Here is a 23,312-nt window from a genome sequence, read left to right as displayed (position 1 = left end):
GCCGGCGGGGACCTGGCGCCGGCTGTGCGGCCCTTCGCTGCCGCTCCCCGCCTTCGGGCGTTCAGCCCCTTAAAAAGGTCCACTGGACTTTTTGGTGCGCCCGAAGGCGGACCGGGCCTTCACCATTCGTCGTTCGGGAAGCCCAGCAATTGGCTTCCCATCCGCTAGGTGGACCACTCCTCACCCCAGCAGGTCCTCGATGCGGACCGGAAAGCGCCGCGGCCGCACGCCGGTCGCATGCCAGACCGCATTGGCGACGGCGCCGGCCGTGCCGGTGATGCCGATTTCGCCGACGCCCTTGATGCCGAGCGCGTTGACGTGAGGGTCGTCCTCGTGGACCAGCAACGCCTCGACCGATGGAACGTCGGCATTCACCGGGACATGATATTCGGCGAGGTTGGCATTCTGGATCCGGCCAGAGCGCCGGTCGGTGATGGCTTCCTCATGCAGCGCGAACGAGACGCCCCAGATCATGCCGCCATAATACTGGCTGCGCACCAGCCTGGGATTGATGACCCGTCCGGCGGCGAACGCGCCGACCAGCCTTGTGACACGGATCTGGCCAAAATCCGGATCGACCTTCACCTCGGCAAACACGGCGCCGTGCGCGTGCTTGGCATAGGCCTCCTGAGACGCCGGGTCGGGAGCGCCCTTGCCGTGGCCCTCGATCTCGGTGAGGCCCGCGCGCGTGAGGATCTCGGCATAGCTTTCACCGCGGCTTTCATCGTCGCGCCGATAGAGGCGACCGCCGCGCGCCAGCACGCCTTCATTGCCGGCGCCGTAGAGCGGCGAGCCCTCGTCGCCGGTGGCGAGATCGGCGAGCCTGGCGATGACGGCGGCGCCCGCATTGTGGATCGCCATGCCGGCCGTCGCCGTGTGGCCGGAGCCGCCGGCAATGCCTGCATTGGGCAGATCGGAGCTGCCGGCCCTGAAATCGACCTGGTCGATATCCAGTCCCAGTCCGTCGGCGGCGATCTGGGCGAAGGCGGTCCAGGCGCCTTGCCCCATGTCCTGAGCGCCGGTCTCCATCACGCCGCTGCCATCGGCTCTCAGCACCGCCCGCGCTTCGGCCTGGAACATGATCGCCGGGAAGGTCGCCGTGCCCATGCCCCAGCCGGTCAGGAAACCGTCGGCGTCGCGCATCAGCCGAGGCTGAAGCGGGCGGCTCGCCCAGCCGAACGTTTCGGCCGCTTGCCTGTAGCATTCGCGCAGCGCCTTGGAGGAAAACGGCTTGCCGGTCATCGGCTCGACCTCGGCATAGTTCCGCAGCCGGAATTCCAGCGGGTCCATGCCGCAGGCGTAGGCTGCCTCATCGATAGCGCTCTCCAGCGCGATCGAGCCGGTGGCTTCGCCGGGCGCCCGCATGAACAGCGGCGTACCGGTATCGAGCCGCACCGCATCGTGCGAGGTGGCGATGGCCGGGCTGGCATAGAGTGTGTGCGAGGCATCCGCCGCCGGTTCGAAGAAATCGTCGAACGTGCTCGACGCGGTCTTGGCGTGATGGTCGAGCGCCGTCAGCCGCCCTTCGCCATCCATGCCCATGCGCAGCGTCTGGCGCGTCGGCGCACGGTGGCCGACCGGCCCGTACATCTGCTCACGTCGCAGCACCAGCTTGACCGGACGGCCGACGAGACGCGCCGCCAGGATGCCGAGCACCTGCGGCCCGGAGATCATGCCTTTCGAACCGAAGCCGCCACCCAGGAACGGGCTGCGGATGTGGATGTTCTCCGGCGCGATGCCGAACAGGCCGGCGATGCGGCCCTGCGCCATGGCAAGGCCCTGGCTCGGTGTGTCGATCGACAGTGTGTCGCCTTCCCAGGCGACGACGATCGCATGCGGCTCCATGGCGTTGTGGTACTGGGCCGGCGTCTCGTAGGTGGCTTCGATCCGCGTCTTTGCCGATTTGAGGCCGGCCTCGACATCGCCCTTGTGCTGCACGGCCGGACCGCCGACGCCGACAGCACGCGGCACGATACTTTCGGCGCCGTCGAGGCCAACGCGCGCCGGCATCACTTCATAGCGCGGCGACAGCAGCGCCGCCCCCTCGGTCGCCGCCTCCAGCGTCTCGGCGATCACCACGGCGATGCTCTGATTGGGGTAGCGGACCTGGTCGTTCTGCAAGAGGTCGAGCCGGAACATGAAGGGATGGTCCTTGGCGTCCGGATCGGCGGCGAGCGCTGGCCGGTTCTTGGGCGTCATCACCTCGACCACGCCCTTGTGTGCCTTGGCCGCCTCGACATCCAGCGCAGCGACGCGGCCGCGCGCGATGCTAGAGACAGCGAGCACGGCGTAGAGCATGCCGGGCGGATGGTTGTCGGCGGCATAGCGCGCGGCTCCGGTGACTTTCAGAAAGCCGTCGCGGCGGGTCAGCGGCTGGCCGATGCTGGAGCCTTGCCGGGCATGGGCGGGTTGCTGGTTGAGGCTGAGTTCAAGCGTCATGGCGCGCTCCAGGAATGTTCGAGAACGGGGAGGCAGGAAGGGCCGGCAGACGCTCGGGCGTTCCCGAAAGCGCAGAGATCAGCGCCCTGATCACGATGCGGCGGGCAAGCTCGATCTTGAAGGCATTGTCGCCGGAAGGGCTGGCATCGGCCAAGGCAGCGTCCGCGGCGCTGGCGAAGGTCGCCTCGCTGGCGTCCGCGCCAAGCAGGACGGCTTCCGCCGAGCGTGCCCGCCACGGCTTGGCCGCGACGCCGCCCAGCGCCAGCCTTGCGGCGCGGATCTTGCCGCCGTCGACGACAAGCGCTGCCGCGGCCGATACGACGGCGAAGGCATAGGAGGTGCGTTCACGGACTTTGAGGTAGCGGGCATTGGCGGAGAAGGAGGCAGCCTCCGCCGGCAGGCGCACCGCCACGATCAGGTCGCCAGGCTCCAGCGCATTCTCCCGCTGCGGCGTTTCGCCGGGAAGCCGGTGAAATTCCTCCAGCGAAACATGGCGCCGGCCCTTCTTGCCTTCGATCTCGACCACGGCGTCGAGCGCCACCAGCGGCACGCAGAAATCCGACGGGTGGGTGGCGATGCAGGCGTCGCTCCAGCCGAGCACGGCGTGCAGGCGGTTTTCGCCGCCCAGCGCATCGCAGCCGGCGCCTGGCTCGCGCCTGTTGCAGGCGCTGGCTGTGTCGTAGAAATAGCTGCAGCGCGTGCGCTGCAACAGATTGCCGCCGACGGTGGCGGCGTTGCGAAGCTGCGCCGAAGCACCCGACAGCAGCGCCTCGGCCACCGCCGGATAGGATTTGGCGAACGCCGGATCGTAGGCAAGGTCGGCGTTACGGACCAGCGCGCCGATGCGCAGGCCACCATCGTCCAGCCGTTCGATGCGGTTGAGCTCCGGCAGCCGGGAGATGTCGACGATGCGCTCGGGACTGGTGATGCCGCCTTTCATCAGGTCGAGCAGATTGGTGCCGCCGGCGAGATAGGCCGAGCCCGGCTCGGCTGCCGCGGCGATGGCGTCGGGAATGGTGGCGGGCCTGATGTAATCGAAGTCTCTCATGCCGCGGTCCTCCGGTCGGCTTTGACAAGCTGTTGCTGGGCTTCCAGGACGGCCTCGACGATGCCGCCATAGGCCGCGCAGCGGCATATGTTGCCGCTCAGCCCCTCGCGGATGCGTTCGGGATCGTCGCCGGCCTGTCCCTCGGCGATCAGGCCGAGCGTGCTCATGATCTGGCCGGGTGTGCAGAACCCGCACTGGAAGCCGTCATGGGCGATGAAGGCGGCCTGCACCGGATGCAGTTCCTCGCCGTTGGCGACGCCTTCGATGGTCAAGACCTGGGCGCCGTCATGGCTGACCGCCAGCGCCAGGCATGAGTTGATGCGCTTGCCGTCGACCAGCACCGTGCAGGCGCCGCATTGGCCGCGGTCGCAGCCCTTCTTGGTGCCGGTGAGATCGAGCCGCTCGCGCAGCAGGTCGAGCAGGGTTACGCGTGGATCGACCTCCAGTTGGTGTCGGTGGCCATTGATGGTGAGGGTAATGGGAAGGCTGGTCATGGGCGTCTGGCTCCAGTTGCTTGACGCGGATGGGATTGAACTGGTGCCTTGCCGCAGAAGGGCAAGGTAACCGTTGGGTCAGGTCTTGACGGCGAAAGCGGAGATGGCGGATCTCCCGCGAGGCAGGCGGGCAGGGGAGATGTCGGCTTGCGTGTTCGAAAGACGTGACATACCGGTTCCCCTGATTATATGATAAAGGTGCTCCACTAAAACGGAGGCGCCTCCGTTTATTACGTGGTGGCTGACCCTGCCGGGTTCAAGCCCCCTGACACGATGTGGAGAAAAAATTGGCCAGCGAGCCGTCCGCCATTGCTGAACAGAAGGCCGAGGCCGTAGACGCAAAGCCGCTGCGCGCCGATGCGCGGCGCAACCGCGACCGGCTGGTCGAGGTGGCGGTGTCAGTCTTTGCCGAGCGCGGCATCAATGGCTCGCTGGAGGAGATCGCGCGCCGCGCCGGCGTCGGCATCGGCACGCTCTACCGGCATTTCCCGACGCGCGAGCATCTGGTCGAGGTGGTCTATCGTCGTGAGGTGGAGGCGCTGTGCGCGGCCGCCGGCGAGCTTGCCCAAAAACATCCGTCCGATGTCGCGCTGGAACAGTGGATGCAGCGCTTCGTCGACTACATCGCCACCAAGCGCGGCCTGGCGACCAGCCTGCGCATTGTGCTCACCACCAATTCGACGCTGTTTTCCGACACGTTCGGCCGGGTGTCGCAAGCCTTGCGACGCCTGGTCGAGGCGGCGGTGGCCGACGGCACCATCCGCGGCGACGTCGACGCTTCCGACGTGCTGCACGCGCTGGGCGGCATCTATTCAGCGCCCGACACCCCCGAATGGCGCGACCGCTCGCGCCGGCTGGTCAAGCTGTTGATGGACGGGTTGCGGTTCGGGGCTGCAAAGGCACAATGAGGCGACCAGATTCCGGCCGTGCAAAACCAGACCTATCGATGAGTTGAGGGGATACGATGTATGTAGGCCGTTCCTACAAACTGATCGATTTCGCGCTGTGGTCGCGGCGCAGCGTCATCTACATGGTGGTGGTGAGCGGTCTGGCCGTGGCGGCCTACCGTCTTCCAGGCATCGCCGGGTTTTCGGTGCCATGGTCGGTGGTGCTGGTGCTTGGCACCACCGTGTCACTCGTCGCCGGGTTCAAGAATTCGCAGGTGTTCACCCGCAGCAGCGACGCGCTGCAGGCTTTTACGCAAATTACGGCCAGCAGCCGTTTGTGGTCCAATTTCTGCAGGGATTTCCTCGACGCGCCGACGGCCAGACAGCTCATCTATCGCCACATCGCCTGGATGACGGCATTGCGCTTTTCCCTGCGCCGGCCGATGCCATGGGAGTCCATGGCGCGGGCCGCCAATATCGAATACCGGCGGCGCTACCGTATCCATGAGGATGCGAGCTCGGTCGGCGACGAATTGCGTCCGCTGCTCGCCGAACAGGCCGAGGACGTCCTGAAATCGCCCCAGCCGGCGATAGCCCTGCTCGAACTGCAATCTGTCCAGGTCAATGCGCTGTTCAAGGACACAAAGCTCCCTCCTCAGATTTATGGCGAACTGACCAAGCTGATCCGCGACTTCCATGACCAGCAGGCGCGCTGCGATCGCATCAAGAACAATCCCTATCCCCGGCAATACGCCATCGTCAGTTCGATGTTCGTCATGATCTTCTGCACACTGTTGCCGTTCGGGGTCGTTCCCGTCTTTGCCGATATGGGCAAACTGGGTGGCGCGCTCGGGTCGATAGCGATCTGGCTGACGATCCCGTTCAGCACGCTGCTCGGCTGGGCCTACATGTCTCTCGACCAGGTCGGCGAAAGCAGCGCCAACCCGTTCGAGGGCAATGCCAACGACGTTCCGATCTCGCAGATTTGCCGCGACATCGAGATCGAGTTGCGTAGCGGGCTCGGCGAGAGCGACCTTCCCAAGTCCCTGCTGCCGGTCAACGACATCGCGACCTAGGCAGGATCACGACGAAGGCGCGGCCCCGGCGGTCCCCTTCATCGTGCTGCTGGCGGAGAACGCTCAAACGTCAAGGCAGACCTTGCCGAAATGCTTTCGGGATTCGTAATGCGCGAAGGCGGTGGCGATGTCCTGCAGCGGAAAATGGCGGTCTATGACGGGCTTCAGCCTGTTGGACTCTATCGCGCGGATCATATCCTCCTGGTCGGCCCGGCTGCCGATGGAAATGCCGCTGATGCGGATCTGGTTGGAAAACAGGGCTGGGATAGACACTTCCGCCGCAAAGCCGGTCAGGACGCCGACCAGCGCGATGTGACCGCCCGTGCGGCAGGCGATAATCGACTGCGCCAGCGTGGCGGGTCCGCCGACCTCGATCACGTGATCGACGCCGCGCCCGCCCGTCAGATCCTTGGCCTTGCGGCCCCAGTCCGGGACGGACTTGTAGTTGATGACGGCGTCGGCTCCGAGGCGCTTGAGCCTTTCCAGCTTCTGCTCGTCGGATGAGGTGGCGATGACCCGGGCGCCAGCGGCCTTGGCGAATTGCAACGCGAACAGCGATACGCTGCCCGAGCCGAGGACCAGCACTGCGTCGCCCGGCTTCACCTTGCCGCACACAACCAGGCCGCGCCAGGCAGTAACGCCCGTGCAGGTGAGCGACGCCGCCTCGACATGCGTATAGCCTGCCGGTGCCCTGGTGAAAGCGTGCGCCGGCATGCAGACATACTCGCTGGCGAAGCCGTCGAAACTGTCTCCCGGAATATCGCGCCGGGTGCAGGGCGTCATGTCACCGCCCAGCCACCAGGGATAGAAGACGCTGACGACGCTGTCTCCGGGCCTGAGTGCATCGACACCGTCGCCGAGGGCAATCACTTCGCCGGCGCCGTCGGAGAGCGGAACGCGGCCGTCGGCGAGAGGCATCTTGCCTTGCACGGCAAAGTCGTCGCGCATGTTCAACGCGCAGGCCCGGATCCTGACCAGCACCTCGCCCGGCCCTGGCTGGGGCGGATCTTCCTCGACCAGGTCGAGATTGCCCAAGCCGCCCGGCGCTCTCAGCCTGACCAGTCTCATTGTCTTCTCCGATGTGTGGGGTGTCTAGAATTGGAAGGGCCTAGCGGGCCTGCCGGCCGGAGATCACCCGCAGCCAGGGCGCCAGATGAAAGGCGCTCATCAGCAGATACATCGCAGCCATGCCCGTGAGGGGCGAGGCGTCGGTGCCCATGCACTGCATGGCCGCATCGCCGCTGAAGATGCAGGTGAGCAGCGCCATCACGGCGAAGGTCGGTGCCGCGGCAAGGCAAACCCAGTCGGCCAGCCCGAGGGTGGTGGCTTCTGGGATCGTGCCGCCGGCACCTGTGTGGATATCGCTCATCGCCTTGATCCTTGATGATCATGCCAGTCACGACAGGTTCCTCTCTCCAGGGAGTGGGGAGAGGAACCCAGACTGGACAACCGTTACTGCTCGCCCTTGTCCCTGAACGCGGCCTCGCCGGCAGCAGACACTTCTTCCCATTTCTTGTCGGCCCCGGCGTCGTAATTGTCGTGCCAGTTCCACCAGGAGTAGAGTGGAGTCTGCGGATAGCCTTCGGGCGAATCCTCCCAGATTTCCTGGCGGCCGAGCGGCGTCGCGTCGAGATAGCTCCAGACGGTGCCCATCGCTTCGTCGCCGCGGCTGTTAATCAAGTAGGTGCGGAAGATGCGATCGCCGTCACGGATGAAGACGTTGTGGCCGTGCCATTCGTCGACACCGAAGTCCTTGTCGAAACTGTCAGTGATTGTGTACCAGGGCATCTGCCAGCCCATCCGCTGCTTCAGCCGCGCAATGTCGGCCTGCGGGGCACGCGAAGCGTAGGCAAGCGTGGTGTTGCGGGCGTTGAGATGGGCGAGGTGGCCGACCTGGTCGGCGCCCAGCGAACAGCCGCGGCAGGCGTGATCGGGCCAGCCATGCACGCCGGGCTCGAAGAAGGCGCGATAGACGATCAGCTGGCGGCGGCCTTCGAACAGATCGAGCAGGCTCGCTCTGCCGTTCGGTCCCTCGAACACATAGGCCTTGTCGACTTCCATCCACGGCATGCGCCGGCGCTCGGCGGCCAATGCGTCCCTGGCGCGCAGTGTTGCCTTTTCCTTCACCAGCATCTGTTCGCGGGCGGCTTCCCAGTCCTGCCTCGAAACGATGGGCGGGGTCTTCATTGCGATGTGCTTGGTCATTGGTCGTCTCCTTTGCCAGTCTGTTGTCGCTTGCTGTCAGCCAGAATAGGGCGGTGAAGCGGGAGGGTGGGAGTTACAAGTGTGACGGGATTTGCAGGAGCCGGCCCGTCGCAGCAGGGGTGGCGCATCCTCACGGTGCCTTCGGCCGGGTGGAGAGGAGTGTCGGTTGGCATTGTCGGTTCTCCCTTGGCGTGCCGTGCGTTGCCGATAGTTGCCGATGCGGCTTGCCGGTTGACGGTACGGATTTAAGTTAGGGCGGCGACGCACAAGGGTGGGAGTTACAAGTGTGACGGGATTTGAATGGATTCGCTGATCACCGCGGCTGCGCTGGCACTGGCCGGAGGCGACCCGCTCGGCGCGCTGGATCGCGTCGCCTTGCGCGAAGACCCGCCGGCGCTGGCGCTGCGCGGCATTGCCATGGCGCAGCTCGGTGATCTCGATCGCGCCAAGGCGCTGCTGCGGCGTGCTGCGCGCGGCTTCGGCCCGAAAGAGGCGGTAGCGCGTGCCAGATGCGTCGTTGCCGAGGCCGAGATCGCGCTGGTCTCGCGGGATCTCGGCTGGCCGGCCAAGGCTTTGGATGCGGCGCGGGCGACGCTGGAAAAGCACGGCGACCGGCTGAACGCAGCGCATGCCGGCCACCTCAAGGTGCGGCGCCTGCTATTGATCGGCCGTCTCGACGAGGCCGAAGACGTGCTGGCGGGGCTCGACCCGGCACCGCTTCCGCCGGCCTCGCGCGCCGCCCACGAACTGGCCGTCGCCGGCATCGCGATGCGGCGCCTCAAGACGAAGCCGGCGCGCAGGGCGTTGGAGTGGGCACGCCACGCCGCCCGCCAGGCCGGCATTGCGGGGCTCATCGCTGAAGTCGACCGCGCATTCCTGGCGCTGGACACGCCGGCGGCGCGGCTGATCGCGGCTGGCGAGCAGCGCCCGTTGCTGCTTGAGGACGTCGAGGCGTTGCAGGCGTCGCCGGCGCTGCTGGTCGATAATTTCCGATATGTCGTGCGCCAACAGGAGAAAACGGTCTCGCTGGCCACGCGCCCGGTTCTGTTCGCGCTGGCCCGTACGCTCGCCGAAGCGTGGCCAGGCGATGTGTCCAGGGCGACGCTGATCGCGCAAGCCTTCGGCGGCAGGCACGCCGATGAATCGCATCGGGCGCGGCTGCGGGTCGAGATCGGCCGGCTGCGCACCGAATTGCGGAGCCTGGCCGACATCGGCGCCACCAGCCAGGGCTTCGCGCTGGCGCCGCGCCAGGCACGCGAGGTGCTGGTGCTGGCGCGGCCGATCGAGGAGCGGCACGCGGCGGTGCTGGCTTTTCTTGCCGACGGTGAATCCTGGGCGAGTTCGGCGTTGGCGCTGGCGCTTGGCACCGGGCAGCGCAGCGTGCAGCGGGCGTTGGAGCAGCTTGGCGAGGCCGGCAAGGTGCAGTTTTTCGGTCACGGCCGGGCGCGCCGCTGGATGACGCCTCCACTGGTGGGATTCACGACCACCTTGTTACTCCCTGCCCCGCTGCCGAACGGTTAGGAAGTGACATCGGATCTCAGTGAGGACAAGGACATGAAACAGTCAACGGCCGAAATCCTGCGCGAATACGGGCCCTTTGCCGATGTGGAGAGGGTGCATGGGGTGAGCTTTGACGGCAACAATGTCTGGTTTGCCTCGGGCGAGAAGCTGAACGCCTTCGATCCGGAGAGTGGGCAGAACCTGCGCTCGATCGATGTCGCGGCGCATGCCGGCACCGCCTGGGACGGCCAGCATTTCTTCCAGCTTGCCAACGACCTGATACAGAAGATCGACCCTGATACCGGCCAGGTGCTGGCGACCATTCCGGCGCCCGGTGGTGGCGGCGATTCCGGGCTGACCTGGGCCGAAGGAACGCTCTGGGTGGGACAATACCGCGAACGCAAGATCCACCAGGTCGACCCGGAAACCGGTGCGATCCTGCGCACCATCGAATCCAACCGCTTCGTCACCGGGGTGACATGGGTCGAGGGCGAGCTGTGGCACGCCACCTGGGAAGGCGACCAGAGCGACCTGCGCCGCGTCGACCCGAAATCAGGCAAGGTTCTGGAGAAGCTCGACATGCCGGCCGGGATGGGTGTGTCGGGGCTGGAATCCGATGGCGGCGACCGCCTTTATTGCGGCAGCACATCCGCCGGGGTGGTGCGGGCGGTGCGCCGGCCGCGGTGAGGATGCGGCCGACGCCGAAGTCACACTTGCAGGCGCACTTCACATGGCAATTTGTCCGCTGTCGGCTGGCCGTTGCCCCTTGTCGGACCTAGATAGGCTGTGCGCCGGGCGGACGCCCGGCCCAGCTTTGCAAAGGATCCCTCATGCCTGAACAGCCCACCATGCCCGAACAGATTGCATTGAACGACGGCTCCGCCATTCCCCAACTCGGCCTCGGTGTGTGGCAGGTCGACCAGGACATCACCGCCGACGTGGTGGGTTGGGGCATCGAGGCCGGCTATCGCCTGATCGACACCGCCGAAGGCTATCAGAACGAGGAAGGGGTCGGAGAGGCGATCCGCAGTGCCGGCGTGCCGCGGGCTGAGCTGTTCATCACCTCGAAACTGCGCAACGGCGCGCACCAGCGCGATGCGGCCTTGCGCGCCTTCGACGAGACGATGGAGAAGCTCGGCGTCGAACAGATCGACCTGTTCCTGATCCACTGGCCTGTGCCCAGCCAGGACAAATATGTCGAGGCCTGGAAGACGCTGGTCGAACTCCGGCAGGCCGGCCGCATCAAGTCGATCGGCGTTTCGAACTTCAATCAGGACCATCTGGAGCGGATCATCGCGGAAACCGGCGTGACGCCCGTCGTCAACCAGATCGAGCTGCATCCCCAGTTCCAGCAGCGCGGTGTCAGGGACTTTCATGCCAAGCACGACATCCGTATCGAAAGCTGGAGCCCTCTGGGCAGCGGCCGGCTGCTCGGCGATCCGACCATTGCAGGCATCGCCAAAAAACATGGCAAGTCCGTCGCCCAGGCGATCATCCGCTGGCATCTCCAGGAGGGGCTGATCGTCATTCCAAAGTCGATCCGCAGGGATCGCATCGCCGCCAATTTCGATGTCTTCGATTTCGAACTGGATGCGCAGGACCTGCAGACGATCCGCGGCATGGATTCGCCCGAGGGCCGCAACGGACCCAACCCCGCCACAGCCGCGTTCCTGTTCTGAGGGGCAAGTTTTAACGAGCTGGCAACGAAACTGCTAATCTCCCCCACGAGGGGGGGATTGGCAGCTTTGCGGCTTTCGCCAATTTCTTGCGCCCCTCAAATCCCGGACCCATCCAACTGCTGGGCGTCTTCGCCTTCCCAGGGCGCCGGCATCGACGCGCGGCTAAGGTTGGCGGTGGGCAGCGGCATCCAGCATTTCAGTTCCGGGTCGGCGTATTCGATGACGCGCCCGGGCGAAGAGTCCGACGCGCGCCAGCCTTCCGAGGCGAACTGGTCGGCACGCGACCAATAGGCAAGGTCGACTTCCGCCGGTCCCTGCTCGGACGGACGCACAGTGACCAGGATGCGGCTGCCGTCCTTCGGCGCCGTCGACATGTGGCGCCACCGTTCGGGCTCGTCCATCGCATTCCTCCTCGCACTCGTAGCGTTGGGAGGAGTGTCGCCTCGTGGTCCGAAGGGGTCAACCCAAAGTTTGCGCCAGGCATCGGCTGATGACCCCTCCAGACGGTGCCTGCACAGTTGTGCGCAACACGCCGCGGGCGGTCATGCACGCTCGACGGGCCGTGACCCAGTTGATAAGCCCGTCTGCGAAAGGAGCGCCTGAGTCGAGATGACCGTTGCGATCGAGATGGGACAGACGACCGCAGGCGCCCCGGCGAAGCTGGATCTCGAGGAACTGCTCGCGACGCGCCTTTTGGTGCAGGGCAATTCGGGCTCCGGCAAGTCGCATCTGCTGCGGCGCCTGCTGGAGCAGAGCGCGCCCTGGGTGCAGCAGACCATCATCGATCCCGAGGGCGACTTCGTTTCGCTGGGCGACCGTTACGGCCATCTGGTGATCGATGCCGAGCAGCATACCGAGCGCGGCCTGCAGGCGGCAGGCGAGCGGGCGCGCATGCATCGCGTCTCCACCGTGCTCAATCTCGAAGGGCTCGACGCCGAGAACCAGATGCGGCGTGCCGCCGCCTTCCTCGGCGGGCTGTTCGAGGTCGCCCGTGACCACTGGTACCCGATGCTGGTGGTGGTGGACGAGGCGCAGCTGTTCGCGCCGGCGGTGGCCGGCGAGGTTTCCGACGAGGCGCGAAAGCTCTCGCTCGGCGCGATGACCAATTTGATGTGCCGTGGCCGAAAGCGCGGGCTGGCCGGCATCATCGCCACCCAGCGGCTGGCAAAGCTCGCCAAGAACGTCGCCGCCGAGGCGTCCAACTTCCTCATGGGCCGCACCTTCCTCGATATCGACATGGCGCGTGCCGCCGACCTTCTGGGCATGGAGCGGCGCCAGGCGGAGGCGTTTCGCGATCTGGAACGCGGGCAGTTCATGGCGCTCGGCCCGGCGCTGTCGCGCCGTCCGCTGGGCCTGCGCATCGGCCCGACGGATACGAGCCCGCGCAACGGAACGCCGCGGCTGATGGCGATGCCGGAAGCAGCACTCGAGGATGCACGCGCGATCATCCTGGCGGCGCCGCCGCCCGAAACGGTGCGCACGCCGCGCCGCCCGGCGTCGCCGGACCTGCTCGACCAGTTGATGGCGGCGAAGTCGGCGGCCTTGGAAATCCGCCCCGAACCGGCGGAGCCGCAAGTCAGCGCCGAGGATCTGGCCGAGCGCCGCGAGCGCGTGGACCGTGTGCTGCGCGCCATCCTGGCGCAGCCCGACGCCGGTTTTCGCGTGATCGGCGTGCTCTATCAGGAGTTCGTGGTCCGCTGCCGCATCGAAGGCCTGGCCTCGGTCGTGCCCGACCTGCCGGAGTTCCGCCGCATGCTGACGCGCGCCCGGGCCGGCCTTGGGTCAGAGACGACGCAGGACGACGCATGGCGGGACGTTTCCGTCCGCGCGTCGCTGCTGCCCGACGACATGCAGGGCGTGTTCATGATGATTGCCCGCGCGGCGAAGGAGGGCTGGCCTTGCCCGAGCGACGCCGCGATCGCCCGCGCCTACGGCTCGCACTCGCTGCGCCGCGCCCGGCGCCTCTTGACCTATATCGAGGAGCAGGGCCTCATCGTCTGCCAACTCGACGGGACAGGCCGGCGCACCGTGACACTGGTCGAATTGGCCTGGGCCACCGCACCGGGAGATCCGAATGCCGAGGAGGTGGAGCAGGGAAGCCTGGCGCTGTGAGGCGGCGCGGGTGCTTTGAGCGAATGATGCGATAGGCTTTTTCAGTCACCGTCATCGCGACAAATTTCTGATGGCAACCGTGAAATCGCCGACGGCGAGATGCGTCATGCAGGCGCTTGCGTTTCGATGGCGCTCACCGGTTCGCCCCAATCACCCACTGTTCCTGATCGACGAGCGTGCCGGTCATCGGCCCGGCAGCATCCGAAAGCAGGAAGACGGCGAGGTTGGCGATATCGCTGGTCGAGAACAGGCGGCCGAAGGGTTGCGAGGCGTTGGCGGCATCGAGCCAGCCCGGCCCGTTGCCCAGCGTGTCGGCTTGCATAACGCGTTCGGCCGGCGTGTCGGTCCAGCCGACATTGATGCCGTTGACGCGGATGCGATCGAAGCGATGGGCGTTGGCGGCGTTTTTGGTCAGCGTGGCCAGCGCGCCCTTGCTTGCGGAATAGACGGCGAGCTCCGGCGAGCCGCAATGGGCGTTGATCGACAGGATGTTGACGATGGCGCCGCGCTCTCCGCGCTTCTTCATGTCGGCGATGGCCGCCTGCATGAGGAAGAACGGCGCCCGCGCGTTGACCGCGAACAGCGAGGCCCAGCCGTCGAGATCGGCATCGAGGAACGAGGCCCGGTCGGTCAGTCCTGCGGCGTTGACCAGCGCATCGATGCGGCCGAAGCGCTCGATGCAGGCTTGCGCCAAAAGGGCAGGGGCTGCCGGGTCGGCGAGGTCGGCGGCGACGAAAACCGTCGGCGTGCCGAGCAGCGAAAGCTCTTCCGCAACGGCATCGCCGCGCGTCTTCTCGCGCCCGGTGACGAGCAGGCCGCCGGCGCCGCAGCGCGCCAGCGTCTCGGCGATGGCGCGGCCAATGCCTTGCGTCGAGCCGGTGACCAGCGCCACCTTGCCGTTGAGTTGGAGCTCCATTCCTCTTCCCCGCCTCGCATCTGATTTCAGGCTAGCGCGGCGCGATCGTTTTACAATACGGAAATTGGAAATCTTGGAGTGGAGGTTGTTGGCTATCGCGCTGCGTGGGGCCGGCGGGAGCCTGCCCCAATGTCGTGACCCCTACGTAGCGGAGGCCGTCGCAAAGACGCTAGTGGACCGTGATGATGCCCTCGACGGCCCGCCATTCCGAAGGCTGGATGAGCCGGTGATGAGCAACGCGAACCGAGTGGAGCGGACCATCGAGTTCGCGCTCCCAATATTGGAGAAAACCCTTGAGTTCGGGAAAGGCTGGAGCGAGATCATAGTCCTGCCAGACATAGAGCTGAAGCAGGCTTGGATGATCGGGCAGGTAATAGTGGATTTCGGCCGTCGTCAGGCCATAACCTTCCATTTGCAGGCGGAATTCGTTGCTGACCGTATCGGCCATGTCTTTCTCCTTCTCCGCTGAGGCATCGAGCCGGCGGCATTTGTGTCGAACCCGCCCAATGCCGGGCCGGGGCGATTGGTTCTGTCCCTCTTCAAACAACGCCGCGAGAAGCTCGCGGGTTCCGAAAATAGCCACGCCATAACAGTGTCTTGGCGCTCTTTCTTGTCGAATATAAAAATTTTTGCGCTGGTCTCTTGAAACCGAAAAAGGGCAAAACTAGCTCGATATGCGCCGCGATGCCTGACGAAGGGTCGCGGCGTTCCGCACCGGTCCGATATTGCCGGTTCGGTGCGGAGGAACCTCAAAACCTGTTTGTCCACGAGGAGAACGACATGGCGTTCCGTCCATTGCATGACCGTATTCTGGTCCGCCGCCTTGAAGCCGAGGAGAAGACCTCCGGCGGCATCATCATCCCCGATACCGCAAAGGAAAAACCGCAGGAAGGCGAAGTGCTCGCCGTCGGTCCCGGCGCGCGCGACGACAGCGGCAAGCTTGTCGAACTCGGTGTCAAGGTCGGCGACCGCATCCTGTTCGGCAAATGGTCCGGCACCGAGATCAAACTCGACGGCGAGGACCTGCTCATCATGAAGGAGAGCGACGTGATGGGGATCATCGATGAGATCGCCGAAGTGAAGAAGGCCGCCTGACGGCTTCTTTCGTATCCAACCAGTCAACGAATGCTGCCTAGATAAAGGAGTGATCCAATGGCTGCCAAAGAAGTGAAATTCCATACCGAAGCGCGCGAGAAGATGCTGCGCGGCGTCGACATCCTTGCCAATGCGGTGAAGGTGACGCTCGGTCCCAAGGGGCGCAATGTGGTCATCGACAAGTCGTTCGGCGCGCCGCGCATCACCAAGGACGGCGTCACCGTCGCCAAGGAGATCGAACTGGAGGACAAGTTCGAGAACATGGGCGCCCAGATGGTGCGTGAGGTGGCCTCCAAGACCAACGACCTTGCCGGCGACGGCACGACGACCGCAACGGTGCTTGCACAGGCGATCGTCAGGGAAGGGGCCAAGGCGGTTGCCTCGGGTATGAACCCGATGGATCTGAAGCGCGGCATCGACAAGGCGGTCGATGCGGTGGTCGCCGAACTGAAGACCAATGCCCGCAAGGTCACCCGAAACGACGAGATCGCGCAGGTCGGGACCATCTCCGCCAATGGCGATGCCGAAATCGGCCGCTTCCTCGCTGAGGCGATGGAGAAGGTCGGCAATGAAGGCGTCATCACGGTGGAGGAGGCCAAGACCGCCGAGACCGAACTCGAAGTCGTGGAAGGCATGCAGTTCGATCGCGGCTACCTCTCGCCCTATTTCATCACCAACCAGGACAAGATGCGCGTCGAACTCGACGAGCCCTATGTGCTGATCCACGAGAAGAAGCTCTCCAATCTGCAAGCGATGCTGCCCGTGCTCGAAGCCGTGGTGCAGTCTGGCAAGCCGCTCTTGATCATCGCCGAGGATGTGGAGGGTGAGGCGCTTGCCACGCTGGTCGTCAACAAGCTGCGCGGCGGCCTCAAGGTCGCGGCCGTCAAGGCGCCGGGCTTCGGCGACCGCCGCAAGGCCATGCTGGAGGACATCGCCATTCTCACCGGCGGCACCGCGATCTCGGAAGATCTCGGCATCAAACTGGAAAACGTAACGCTGCAGATGCTGGGCCGCGCCAAGAAGGTGGTGATCGAGAAGGAAAACACCACCATCGTCGATGGTGTCGGCCGCAAGGAAGAGATCCAGGGCCGTGTCGCACAGATCAAGGCGCAGATCGAGGAGACCACCTCCGACTATGACCGCGAAAAGCTGCAGGAGCGGCTGGCCAAGCTCGCAGGCGGCGTTGCGGTGATCCGGGTCGGCGGCTCGACCGAGGTCGAGGTCAAGGAGCGCAAGGACCGTGTCGACGACGCACTGCATGCAACCCGCGCGGCCGTCGAGGAGGGCGTGCTGCCCGGCGGCGGCGTCGCCTTGCTGCGGGCGGCCAAGGCGCTCGATACCGTGCAGACCGACAATGCGGACCAGAGGACAGGTGTCGACATCGTGCGCCGTGCCATCGAAACGCCGGTCCGGCAGATCGCCGAGAATGCCGGCGCCGAAGGCTCGATCATTGTCGGCAAGCTGCGCGAGAAAAGCGAATTCGGTTGGGGCTGGAACGCCCAGACCAATGAATTCGGCGATCTCTTCGGCCAGGGCGTTATCGACCCGGCCAAGGTGGTGCGCACCGCCCTCCAGGACGCGGCATCGGTCGCCGGCCTGCTGGTGACCACGGAGGCCATGGTGGCCGAGAAGCCGAAGAAGGAAGCCGCCGCCCCGGCAATGCCCGCCGGCGCCGGCATGGACTTCTGAAGTCGCGGCCCAATCCGCCCGCTCCCCTGGCGGGGAGCGGGCGTCAGTCGAAGAGAGAGTGGAGGTAAAGATGGATGCAATGGCTGGCCTCGGATCCGTACCGGCTCCTACGCATCAAGCGAAGGAATTCCTGGCCTATGAAACAGAATGCAGGAACGTGCTGAAGCCGCTGCTGGCAGGGCTGCTCGACATGGCTGAAGCCGCCGGCTGGAACCGGCGAACCGCGGCGTCGGCACTGATGTTCCTCGCAGCGCAGCAAGTGTCGGCAACATCCGAGGTATCCGCCGGCAGCGGCTGAACGGAAATCGGCCAGTCCCTTCACCTATCCGCGGCGGGCCGTGCTTCCCGGTGTTCGGCCCGCTGCAGGCCCTGAACAATCGAGAGGAGGCACAAGCCATGAATCGCGGGCAATTCGAGGAACCGGTCACACTTCTGGTCGGAATGGGCTTTCCGAGGAAGATCGACAGCGTGATGGAAGCCTATGCACTGCTGCAGGATTGGCCGAGCGCCGGCCGCAACGGCGCCCATGCCGTCGCACTCAACGCTTGCAAGGCGGGCATCGTCGGCGAAATCGATCCGGAGACGGTGCGGGCCACGCTGGTCAGCTTCGCGCGCCGCCACGACATACTGGTGCCTGACATGGTTACGCCGCTCGCGACGGCGGCGGGTGGTGCGCTGCGCACCAGCTGAACTACGATGACGGCGCTGCAACAGCGCCTGAACACGCTGTTCTTGCGATAGGCCAGGCGCCCACCGGACACGTTGGAATTCCGTTTCGGGCGGTAGTGTTCTCGTTGGTCAGTCGAGCGAACGCGTCAGCAAGACTGACCTGTTCTGCCCGAATAGCGCCTCTGAGCGCGCCCTTCCGGTTAAAAAAGTATCATCCATTGTCTTGAATCGTGGTGGCGCCTGTTGTCATGAGCCGGTACCGTGGCTCTTGAAATGCAGAGCCGAAACCAATTCGGCCGGTTTAGGGAATTGGGCCGAACGCGGCAAATATCCGTGCCGGCCCGGGAGGAAACGGACATGGAACCGGACCTGGAAGTTGTCCAGATACGACGCGGTGAGTCCTTCAAGGCGTGGTCGCACGGCTACCCCTTCCACACGGTGCGCTGGCACTTCCATCCAGAATATGAACTGCATCAGGTAATCTTCACCAACGGCCGCTATTTCGTCGGCGACTTCATCGGCGAGTTCGAGCCGGGCAATCTGGTGCTGACGGGGCCGAACCTGCCCCACAATTGGGTCAGCGACATCCCCAAGGACAGCTCGATCCCGCTGCGCGGCCGCATCATTCAGTTTTCCGAAAGTTTCATCGGCGATGCCATGCATGTGCTGCCGGAGCTGGCGGGGCTTGCGGCTCTGCTCGAGGCGTCGCGGCGCGGCGTGCTGTTTTCCAACCGCACCAGCAAGGCGCTGGCGCCATTGATGGAAGAGATGATGCAGGCGCAGGGCGTGCGCCGCATCGAGCTGTTCATGATGATCGCCGGCCTGCTCAGCCGCGCCCAGGAATTCCAGCTGCTGGCCAGCGCCAGCTATCGGCCCGATCCGTCGGGCTACATGACCGCCGGCATGAACAAGGCGCTTGCCTATATCAGGGAGAACCTGACGCAGCTGTTCGACGAGGCGGATCTCGCCGCCATCGCCGGCCAGTCGACCGGGGCCTTCTCGCGCTCGTTTCGCCGCCACACCGGCATGTCGCTGGTGCAGTATGTCAAGCGGCTGCGCATCAATCTCGCCTGCCAGATCCTGATGAGCGATGAGCAGGCGTCGATTACCGACATCTGCTACGAGGTCGGCTTCAACAACCTGTCCAATTTCAACCGGCAGTTCCTGGCGGAGAAGGGCATGCCGCCCTCGCGCTTCAGGCGCCTGCTGGCCGACAACATCAACGCGGGAAAAGCCGCTTAACGGAGGAGCCAGGGAGGAACCAAGGGAGGATTTTTCTTTTGCATGACGGACGTGAGCCGCGTTGAGCGGTTCGCGATGGAGAACGCTTGTCTCGAATTCCTTCGTCGGCGGAGGATGTAGGCGCAGCTCGAAAGTCCAGCGCCGGACCCTGGTTCCCCTGCAGTTGGGGCGAGGGTGGATGGGTGTCTTCAGACCACCAAAGCAGTCAACGACCTTCTTACAACATATCCAGAAACGGAGAAGACCGAATGACCAAACTTTCAATTTCATTGAAGTCCACTGGCAAGTCCGCCGGCATGGCAGCGCTTGCGCTGTCGCTGCTGGCAGGCACCGCCGCTATCGCCAAGGCAGCCGAAGTCACCGACGCCACCGTGGCCTTCCTGATGCCTGACCAGGCCTCGACCCGTTACGAACAGCATGATTATCCCGGCTTCGCCGCCGAGATGAAGAAGCTGTGCCCGGGCTGCAAGGTGCTCTACCAGAACGCCGATGCCGACGCCTCGCGCCAGCAGCAGCAGTTCAACTCGGTGATCTCGCAGGGCGCCAAGGCGATCGTGCTCGACCCCGTCGACTCGACCGCCGCCGCCTCGCTGGTCAAGCTGGCGCAGAGCCAGGGCATCAAGGTCATAGCCTATGACCGGCCAATCCCGACAGCGCCGGCTGACTTCTATGTCTCGTTCAACAATGAAGGCATCGGCAAGGCCATCGCCGATTCGCTGGTCGAGCACCTGAAGGCGCTGAAGGTCGATCCGGCCACCGGCGGCGTTTTACAGATCAACGGTTCGCCGACCGACGCGGCGGCCGGCCTGATCAAGAAGGGCATCCATGCCGGCCTCGACAACAGCGGCTACAAGATCCTGGCCGAATACGACACGCCGGAATGGGCGCCGCCGAAGGCGCAGCAATGGGCCGGCGGCCAGATCACCCGCTTCGGCCCGAAAATCCTCGGCGTGGTTGCCGCCAATGACGGCACCGGTGGCGGCGCCATCGCGGCCTTCAAGGCGGCCGGCGTCGATCCGGTGCCGCCGGTGACCGGCAATGACGCGACGATCGCGGCACTGCAGCTGATCATCGCCGGCGACCAGTACAACACCATCTCCAAGCCGAGCGAGATCGTGGCGGCGGCCGCCGCCAACATCGCCATCAAGCTACTTTCTGGCGAGACGCCTAAGGCCGAGATGACGCTGTACGATACGCCCTCGCAGCTGTTCACGCCGGCTGTTGTGACGCAGGAAAACCTGAAGGCCGAGATCATCGACAAGAAGATCAACACCGCGGCCGAGCTCTGCGTCGATCGTTACGCGGAAGGCTGCAAGAAGCTGGGCATCGGGAACTGACCGCGACCCTTGCCCGCTCCGCTGCCTGGCCACCCGCGCGGTGGCCAGGCAGCGCTCATGCGAAATTTTTGAACCGGTTTTGAAAGGCTTCCTGGCATGACCGATACCTCGGACGAACCGGTTCCGGCAGGCGAGCTGGTGCTCAGCCTGCGCGGCGTTTCGAAGAATTTCGGCGCCGTTTCGGCGCTCACCGACATCGATCTCGATGTCCATGCAGGCGAAGTGGTGGCGCTAGTCGGCGACAATGGCGCCGGCAAGTCGACCCTGGTCAAGATCCTGGCCGGCGTGCATCAGCCGAGCTCGGGAACCATCAGCTTTCGCGGCAAGCCGGTGACGCTTGCCGATCCGAGTGCCGCGCTGACGCTCGGCATCGCCACCGTGTTCCAGGACCTGGCGCTGTGCGAGAACCTCGACATCGTCGCCAACATCTTCCTTGGCCGCGAACTCAGCCCGCTGCGGCTGGACGAGGTGGCGATGGAAGTGCGCGCCTGGACGCTGCTCAACGAGCTTTCGGCGCGCATCCCGAGTGTCCGCGAAGTGGTCGCTTCACTGTCGGGCGGCCAGCGCCAGACGGTGGCGATCGCGCGCTCGCTGCTGCTCGAACCCAAGCTCATCCTGCTCGACGAGCCGACGGCAGCGCTTGGCGTGGCGCAGACGGCGGAAGTGCTCAATTTGATCGAGCGGGTGCGCGATCGCGGCCTCGGCGTCGTCATCATCAGCCACAACATGGAAGACGTGCGCGCCGTCGCCGACCGCATCGTCGTGCTGCGGCTTGGCCGCAACAACGGCATCTTCTCGCCCGATGCCTCGAACCAGGAACTGGTCAGCGCCATCACCGGCGCCTCGAACAATTCGGTGTCGCGGCGCGCCGAGCGCAGGCAGGCCAGGCAAGACCAGACCCAGGAGCCACGCCCATGAGCCGCGAAGCCGAAGCCGCCCCCGTGCCGCCGCAGCTCGACCGCGCCGATGTGCGCGTCAAGCACGAGGCGGGGATTGGCGGCGCCATCCGCCGGTTCTTCGACCGGGTCCGCTCGGGCGATCTCGGCTCGCTGCCAGTGATTGTCGGGCTGGTCATCATCTGGACGGTGTTCGCCAGCATCAACCCGATCTTCCTGTCGAGCAGCAATCTGGTCAATCTGCTGTTCGATTGCTCCACCGTCGGCGTCATCGCGCTCGGCATCGTCTGCGTTTTGATGGTCGGCGAGATCGACCTGTCGGTCGGTTCGATCAGCGGCTTTGCCTCGGCCATGGTCGGCACGCTGTGGGTCAACCAGGGCTGGCCGGTGGCGCTCGCGATTCTGGCCGCTGTTGCCGTCGGCGGCTTCATCGGCGCCCTCTATGCGCTGCTGTTCAACCGGCTCGGCATGCCGAGCTTCGTCTCGACGCTGGCCGGCTTGCTGGCGGTGCTTGGCCTGCAGCTCTACATCCTCGGCTCGACCGGCTCGATCAACCTGCCCTACGGCTCGAACCTGGTGAATTTCGGCCAGTTGCTGATGATGCCCAAACTCGTCTCGTTCGCTCTGGCGGCCGTGCCGGGCATCGTCATGCTGATCACCGGCCTGCGCACCGTCGCGCGCCGCCGCGCAGCGAACCTGTCGGCGCCGTCGACCGGCGGGCTCGTCACGCGCGCGGTGGTGATTACGGTCATTCTCGAGCTCATCGTCTTCTATCTCAATCAGGCGCGCGGCATTCCGTGGATGTTCGGCCTGTTCGTCGGCCTGGTCATATCGATGCACTACGCGCTGACGCGGACCAAATGGGGCCGCTCTATGTCGGCGGTCGGCGGCAACCGCGAGGCGGCGCGGCGCGCCGGCATCAATGTGCGGCTGATCTATTCCAGCGCCTTCGTGCTGTGCTCGATGCTGGCGGCTTTCGGCGGCGTGCTGTCGGCGGCCCGCCTTGCCTCGGCCAGCCAGCAGGCCGGCACGGGCGACGTCAACCTCAACGCCATCGCAGCGGCCGTCATAGGCGGCACCAGCCTGTTCGGCGGCCGCGGCAGCGCCTATTCGGCACTGCTCGGCATCATCGTCATCCAGTCGATCGCCAGCGGCCTCACGCTGCTCGATCTGTCCTCGTCGCTTCGGTACATGATCACCGGCGCCGTGCTTGCCATCGCGGTCATCGTCGACTCGCTGGCACGCCGCTCGCGTGTCTCGCATGGCCGGGCCTGAACCCATCAACAGGAAGCAAGACATGAGCCAAGAACTGTCCGGAAAAGTTGCCGCCGTCACCGGTGCCGCGTCAGGCATCGGCCTCGAATGCGCCAGGCATATGCTGGCGGCCGGCGCCACCGTGGTGCTGGTCGACCGCGCCGAGGCGACGCTGAACAAACTGTGCGCCGAACTCGGCCCCAAAGCGATCCCGCTGGTGATCGACCTGATGCAGCCGGCAAGCGTCGCCACCATGATGCCGCAAATCCTGGAGAAGGCCGGCCAGCTCGACATCTTCCATGCCAATGCCGGCGCCTATGTCGGCGGCGAGGTGGCGACCGGCGATCCCGACGTCTGGGATCGCATGCTCAACCTCAACATCAATGCCTGCTTCCGTTCGATCCAGGCGGTGCTGCCGCACATGATCGAACGCAAGACCGGCGACATCATCGTCACCAGTTCGATCGCCGGTCTGGTCCCGGTGGTCTGGGAACCGATCTACACGGCCTCCAAGCACGCCGTGCAGGCCTTCGTCCACACGGTGCGCCGGCAGGTCGCCAAGCACGGCCTGCGCGTCGGCGCCGTGGCGCCCGGCCCGGTGGTGACGGCACTGGTCGACGACTGGCCAAAGGCTAAGCTCGAAGAGGAACTCGCCGCCGGCGGCCTGATGCAGCCACGCGAGGTGGCCGAAGCCGTGATGTTCATGCTGACCCGGCCGCGCAACGTCACGATCCGCGATCTGGTGATTTTGCCGCAGAGCAATGATCTCTAGGG

The 23,312-nt window shown here is 65.3% G+C and carries 24 protein-coding genes; 15 read left to right on the top strand and 9 right to left on the bottom strand.

The window, feature by feature from the left end; all coding sequences use genetic code 11:
* Positions 1 to 180: 180 nt before the first annotated feature.
* The 3 genes from LB519_RS22205 to LB519_RS22195 are packed head-to-tail and all read right to left on the bottom strand — an operon-like array spanning position 181 to position 3,981.
* On the bottom strand, positions 181 to 2,439 hold the full coding sequence (locus tag LB519_RS22205; RefSeq protein WP_224621199.1) for a xanthine dehydrogenase family protein molybdopterin-binding subunit: 2,259 nt from the start codon (positions 2,437 to 2,439) through the stop codon (positions 181 to 183).
* Positions 2,429 to 3,487, bottom strand: coding sequence for an FAD binding domain-containing protein (locus LB519_RS22200; RefSeq protein ID WP_224621197.1), 1,059 nt, complete (start codon positions 3,485 to 3,487; stop codon positions 2,429 to 2,431). Before LB519_RS22200 ends, LB519_RS22205 begins: the two co-directional genes overlap by 11 nt.
* On the bottom strand, positions 3,484 to 3,981 hold the full coding sequence (locus LB519_RS22195; RefSeq protein ID WP_013530705.1) for a (2Fe-2S)-binding protein: 498 nt from the start codon (positions 3,979 to 3,981) through the stop codon (positions 3,484 to 3,486). The genes LB519_RS22200 and LB519_RS22195 overlap by 4 nt, the downstream gene beginning before the upstream one ends.
* 287 nt (positions 3,982 to 4,268) lie before the next feature.
* Between LB519_RS22195 and LB519_RS22190 the strand changes: the two genes are divergently transcribed.
* On the top strand, positions 4,269 to 4,889 hold the full coding sequence (locus tag LB519_RS22190) for a TetR/AcrR family transcriptional regulator (RefSeq protein ID WP_224621195.1): 621 nt from the start codon (positions 4,269 to 4,271) through the stop codon (positions 4,887 to 4,889).
* A 56-nt stretch (positions 4,890 to 4,945) separates the two neighbouring features.
* The gene (locus LB519_RS22185; RefSeq protein ID WP_224621194.1) at positions 4,946 to 5,944 is read left to right on the top strand and encodes a bestrophin family protein; all 999 of its coding nucleotides are present in this window, start codon (positions 4,946 to 4,948) and stop codon (positions 5,942 to 5,944) included.
* 63 nt (positions 5,945 to 6,007) lie between these two features.
* Here LB519_RS22185 and LB519_RS22180 read toward each other — a convergent pair whose 3' ends face one another.
* The 3 genes from LB519_RS22180 to LB519_RS22170 form a co-directional block, all read right to left on the bottom strand.
* Complete coding sequence (locus LB519_RS22180) at positions 6,008 to 7,012, bottom strand: zinc-dependent alcohol dehydrogenase family protein (protein WP_224621192.1); 1,005 nt, start codon at positions 7,010 to 7,012, stop codon at positions 6,008 to 6,010.
* A 40-nt stretch (positions 7,013 to 7,052) separates the two neighbouring features.
* A complete protein-coding gene (locus LB519_RS22175) occupies positions 7,053 to 7,313 on the bottom strand; it encodes a hypothetical protein (protein WP_013530709.1) in 261 nt (86 codons plus the stop codon).
* 83 nt (positions 7,314 to 7,396) lie between these two features.
* The gene (locus LB519_RS22170) at positions 7,397 to 8,149 is read right to left on the bottom strand and encodes a DUF899 domain-containing protein (protein ID WP_224621190.1); all 753 of its coding nucleotides are present in this window, start codon (positions 8,147 to 8,149) and stop codon (positions 7,397 to 7,399) included.
* A 300-nt stretch (positions 8,150 to 8,449) separates the two neighbouring features.
* On the opposite strand from LB519_RS22170, the gene LB519_RS22165 reads away from it, so the two are divergent.
* From LB519_RS22165 to LB519_RS22155, 3 genes are all read left to right on the top strand, one after another.
* A complete protein-coding gene (locus LB519_RS22165; RefSeq protein ID WP_224621188.1) occupies positions 8,450 to 9,670 on the top strand; it encodes a helix-turn-helix domain-containing protein in 1,221 nt (406 codons plus the stop codon).
* 33 nt (positions 9,671 to 9,703) lie between these two features.
* The gene (locus tag LB519_RS22160; protein ID WP_024501659.1) at positions 9,704 to 10,336 is read left to right on the top strand and encodes a PQQ-binding-like beta-propeller repeat protein; all 633 of its coding nucleotides are present in this window, start codon (positions 9,704 to 9,706) and stop codon (positions 10,334 to 10,336) included.
* 143 nt (positions 10,337 to 10,479) lie between these two features.
* Positions 10,480 to 11,328, top strand: a complete 849-nt coding sequence (locus tag LB519_RS22155; RefSeq protein ID WP_224621186.1) for an aldo/keto reductase — start codon at positions 10,480 to 10,482, stop codon at positions 11,326 to 11,328.
* A 95-nt stretch (positions 11,329 to 11,423) separates the two neighbouring features.
* Here the strand turns inward: LB519_RS22155 and LB519_RS22150 are convergent, their stop codons facing one another.
* A complete protein-coding gene (locus tag LB519_RS22150) occupies positions 11,424 to 11,729 on the bottom strand; it encodes a hypothetical protein (protein WP_013530714.1) in 306 nt (101 codons plus the stop codon).
* A 208-nt stretch (positions 11,730 to 11,937) separates the two neighbouring features.
* On the opposite strand from LB519_RS22150, the gene LB519_RS22145 reads away from it, so the two are divergent.
* On the top strand, positions 11,938 to 13,440 hold the full coding sequence (locus LB519_RS22145; RefSeq protein WP_013530715.1) for an ATP-binding protein: 1,503 nt from the start codon (positions 11,938 to 11,940) through the stop codon (positions 13,438 to 13,440).
* Between the two features lie 133 nt (positions 13,441 to 13,573).
* On the opposite strand, the gene LB519_RS22140 is transcribed toward LB519_RS22145, so the two are convergent.
* A complete protein-coding gene (locus tag LB519_RS22140; protein ID WP_224621184.1) occupies positions 13,574 to 14,356 on the bottom strand; it encodes an SDR family oxidoreductase in 783 nt (260 codons plus the stop codon).
* A gap of 169 nt (positions 14,357 to 14,525) precedes the next feature.
* Positions 14,526 to 14,804, bottom strand: a complete 279-nt coding sequence (locus LB519_RS22135) for an usg protein (protein ID WP_084015824.1) — start codon at positions 14,802 to 14,804, stop codon at positions 14,526 to 14,528.
* A gap of 332 nt (positions 14,805 to 15,136) precedes the next feature.
* Between LB519_RS22135 and LB519_RS22130 the strand changes: the two genes are divergently transcribed.
* From LB519_RS22130 to LB519_RS22090, 9 genes are all read left to right on the top strand, one after another.
* Positions 15,137 to 15,451, top strand: coding sequence for a co-chaperone GroES (locus tag LB519_RS22130; RefSeq protein ID WP_224621183.1), 315 nt, complete (start codon positions 15,137 to 15,139; stop codon positions 15,449 to 15,451).
* Positions 15,452 to 15,508: 57 nt separating this feature from the next.
* Positions 15,509 to 17,140: a chaperonin GroEL gene (groL, locus tag LB519_RS22125; RefSeq protein ID WP_024501656.1), complete on the top strand. Its 1,632-nt coding sequence runs from the start codon at positions 15,509 to 15,511 to the stop codon at positions 17,138 to 17,140.
* Positions 17,141 to 17,210: 70 nt separating this feature from the next.
* Positions 17,211 to 17,438 (top strand): hypothetical protein, encoded by a 228-nt coding sequence (locus tag LB519_RS22120; RefSeq protein ID WP_013530720.1) that lies wholly within the window; start codon positions 17,211 to 17,213, stop codon positions 17,436 to 17,438.
* Between the two features lie 98 nt (positions 17,439 to 17,536).
* Positions 17,537 to 17,830: a DUF982 domain-containing protein gene (locus tag LB519_RS22115; RefSeq protein WP_224621181.1), complete on the top strand. Its 294-nt coding sequence runs from the start codon at positions 17,537 to 17,539 to the stop codon at positions 17,828 to 17,830.
* Between the two features lie 336 nt (positions 17,831 to 18,166).
* The gene (locus tag LB519_RS22110; RefSeq protein WP_013530722.1) at positions 18,167 to 19,051 is read left to right on the top strand and encodes an AraC family transcriptional regulator; all 885 of its coding nucleotides are present in this window, start codon (positions 18,167 to 18,169) and stop codon (positions 19,049 to 19,051) included.
* Positions 19,052 to 19,299: 248 nt separating this feature from the next.
* Complete coding sequence (locus tag LB519_RS22105; protein ID WP_013530723.1) at positions 19,300 to 20,388, top strand: sugar ABC transporter substrate-binding protein; 1,089 nt, start codon at positions 19,300 to 19,302, stop codon at positions 20,386 to 20,388.
* 96 nt (positions 20,389 to 20,484) lie between these two features.
* Positions 20,485 to 21,306 (top strand): ATP-binding cassette domain-containing protein, encoded by an 822-nt coding sequence (locus LB519_RS22100; RefSeq protein ID WP_013530724.1) that lies wholly within the window; start codon positions 20,485 to 20,487, stop codon positions 21,304 to 21,306.
* Positions 21,303 to 22,559 carry a sugar ABC transporter permease gene (locus tag LB519_RS22095; protein WP_013530725.1) on the top strand — a complete coding sequence of 419 codons (1,257 nt, stop codon included), beginning with the start codon at positions 21,303 to 21,305 and terminating at the stop codon, positions 22,557 to 22,559. Before LB519_RS22100 ends, LB519_RS22095 begins: the two co-directional genes overlap by 4 nt.
* 22 nt (positions 22,560 to 22,581) lie before the next feature.
* The gene (locus LB519_RS22090; RefSeq protein ID WP_024501651.1) at positions 22,582 to 23,310 is read left to right on the top strand and encodes an SDR family oxidoreductase; all 729 of its coding nucleotides are present in this window, start codon (positions 22,582 to 22,584) and stop codon (positions 23,308 to 23,310) included.
* The last annotated feature ends 2 nt before the right edge of the window (positions 23,311 to 23,312 follow it).

Origin of the sequence: Mesorhizobium sp. AD1-1 (genome assembly GCF_020164655.1) — a bacterium.
Classification (GTDB): Bacteria; Pseudomonadota; Alphaproteobacteria; order Rhizobiales; family Rhizobiaceae; genus Mesorhizobium; species Mesorhizobium ciceri.
The sequence above is the reverse complement of the archived record's forward strand: the minus strand, read 5'-3'. Positions and strand labels throughout refer to the sequence as shown.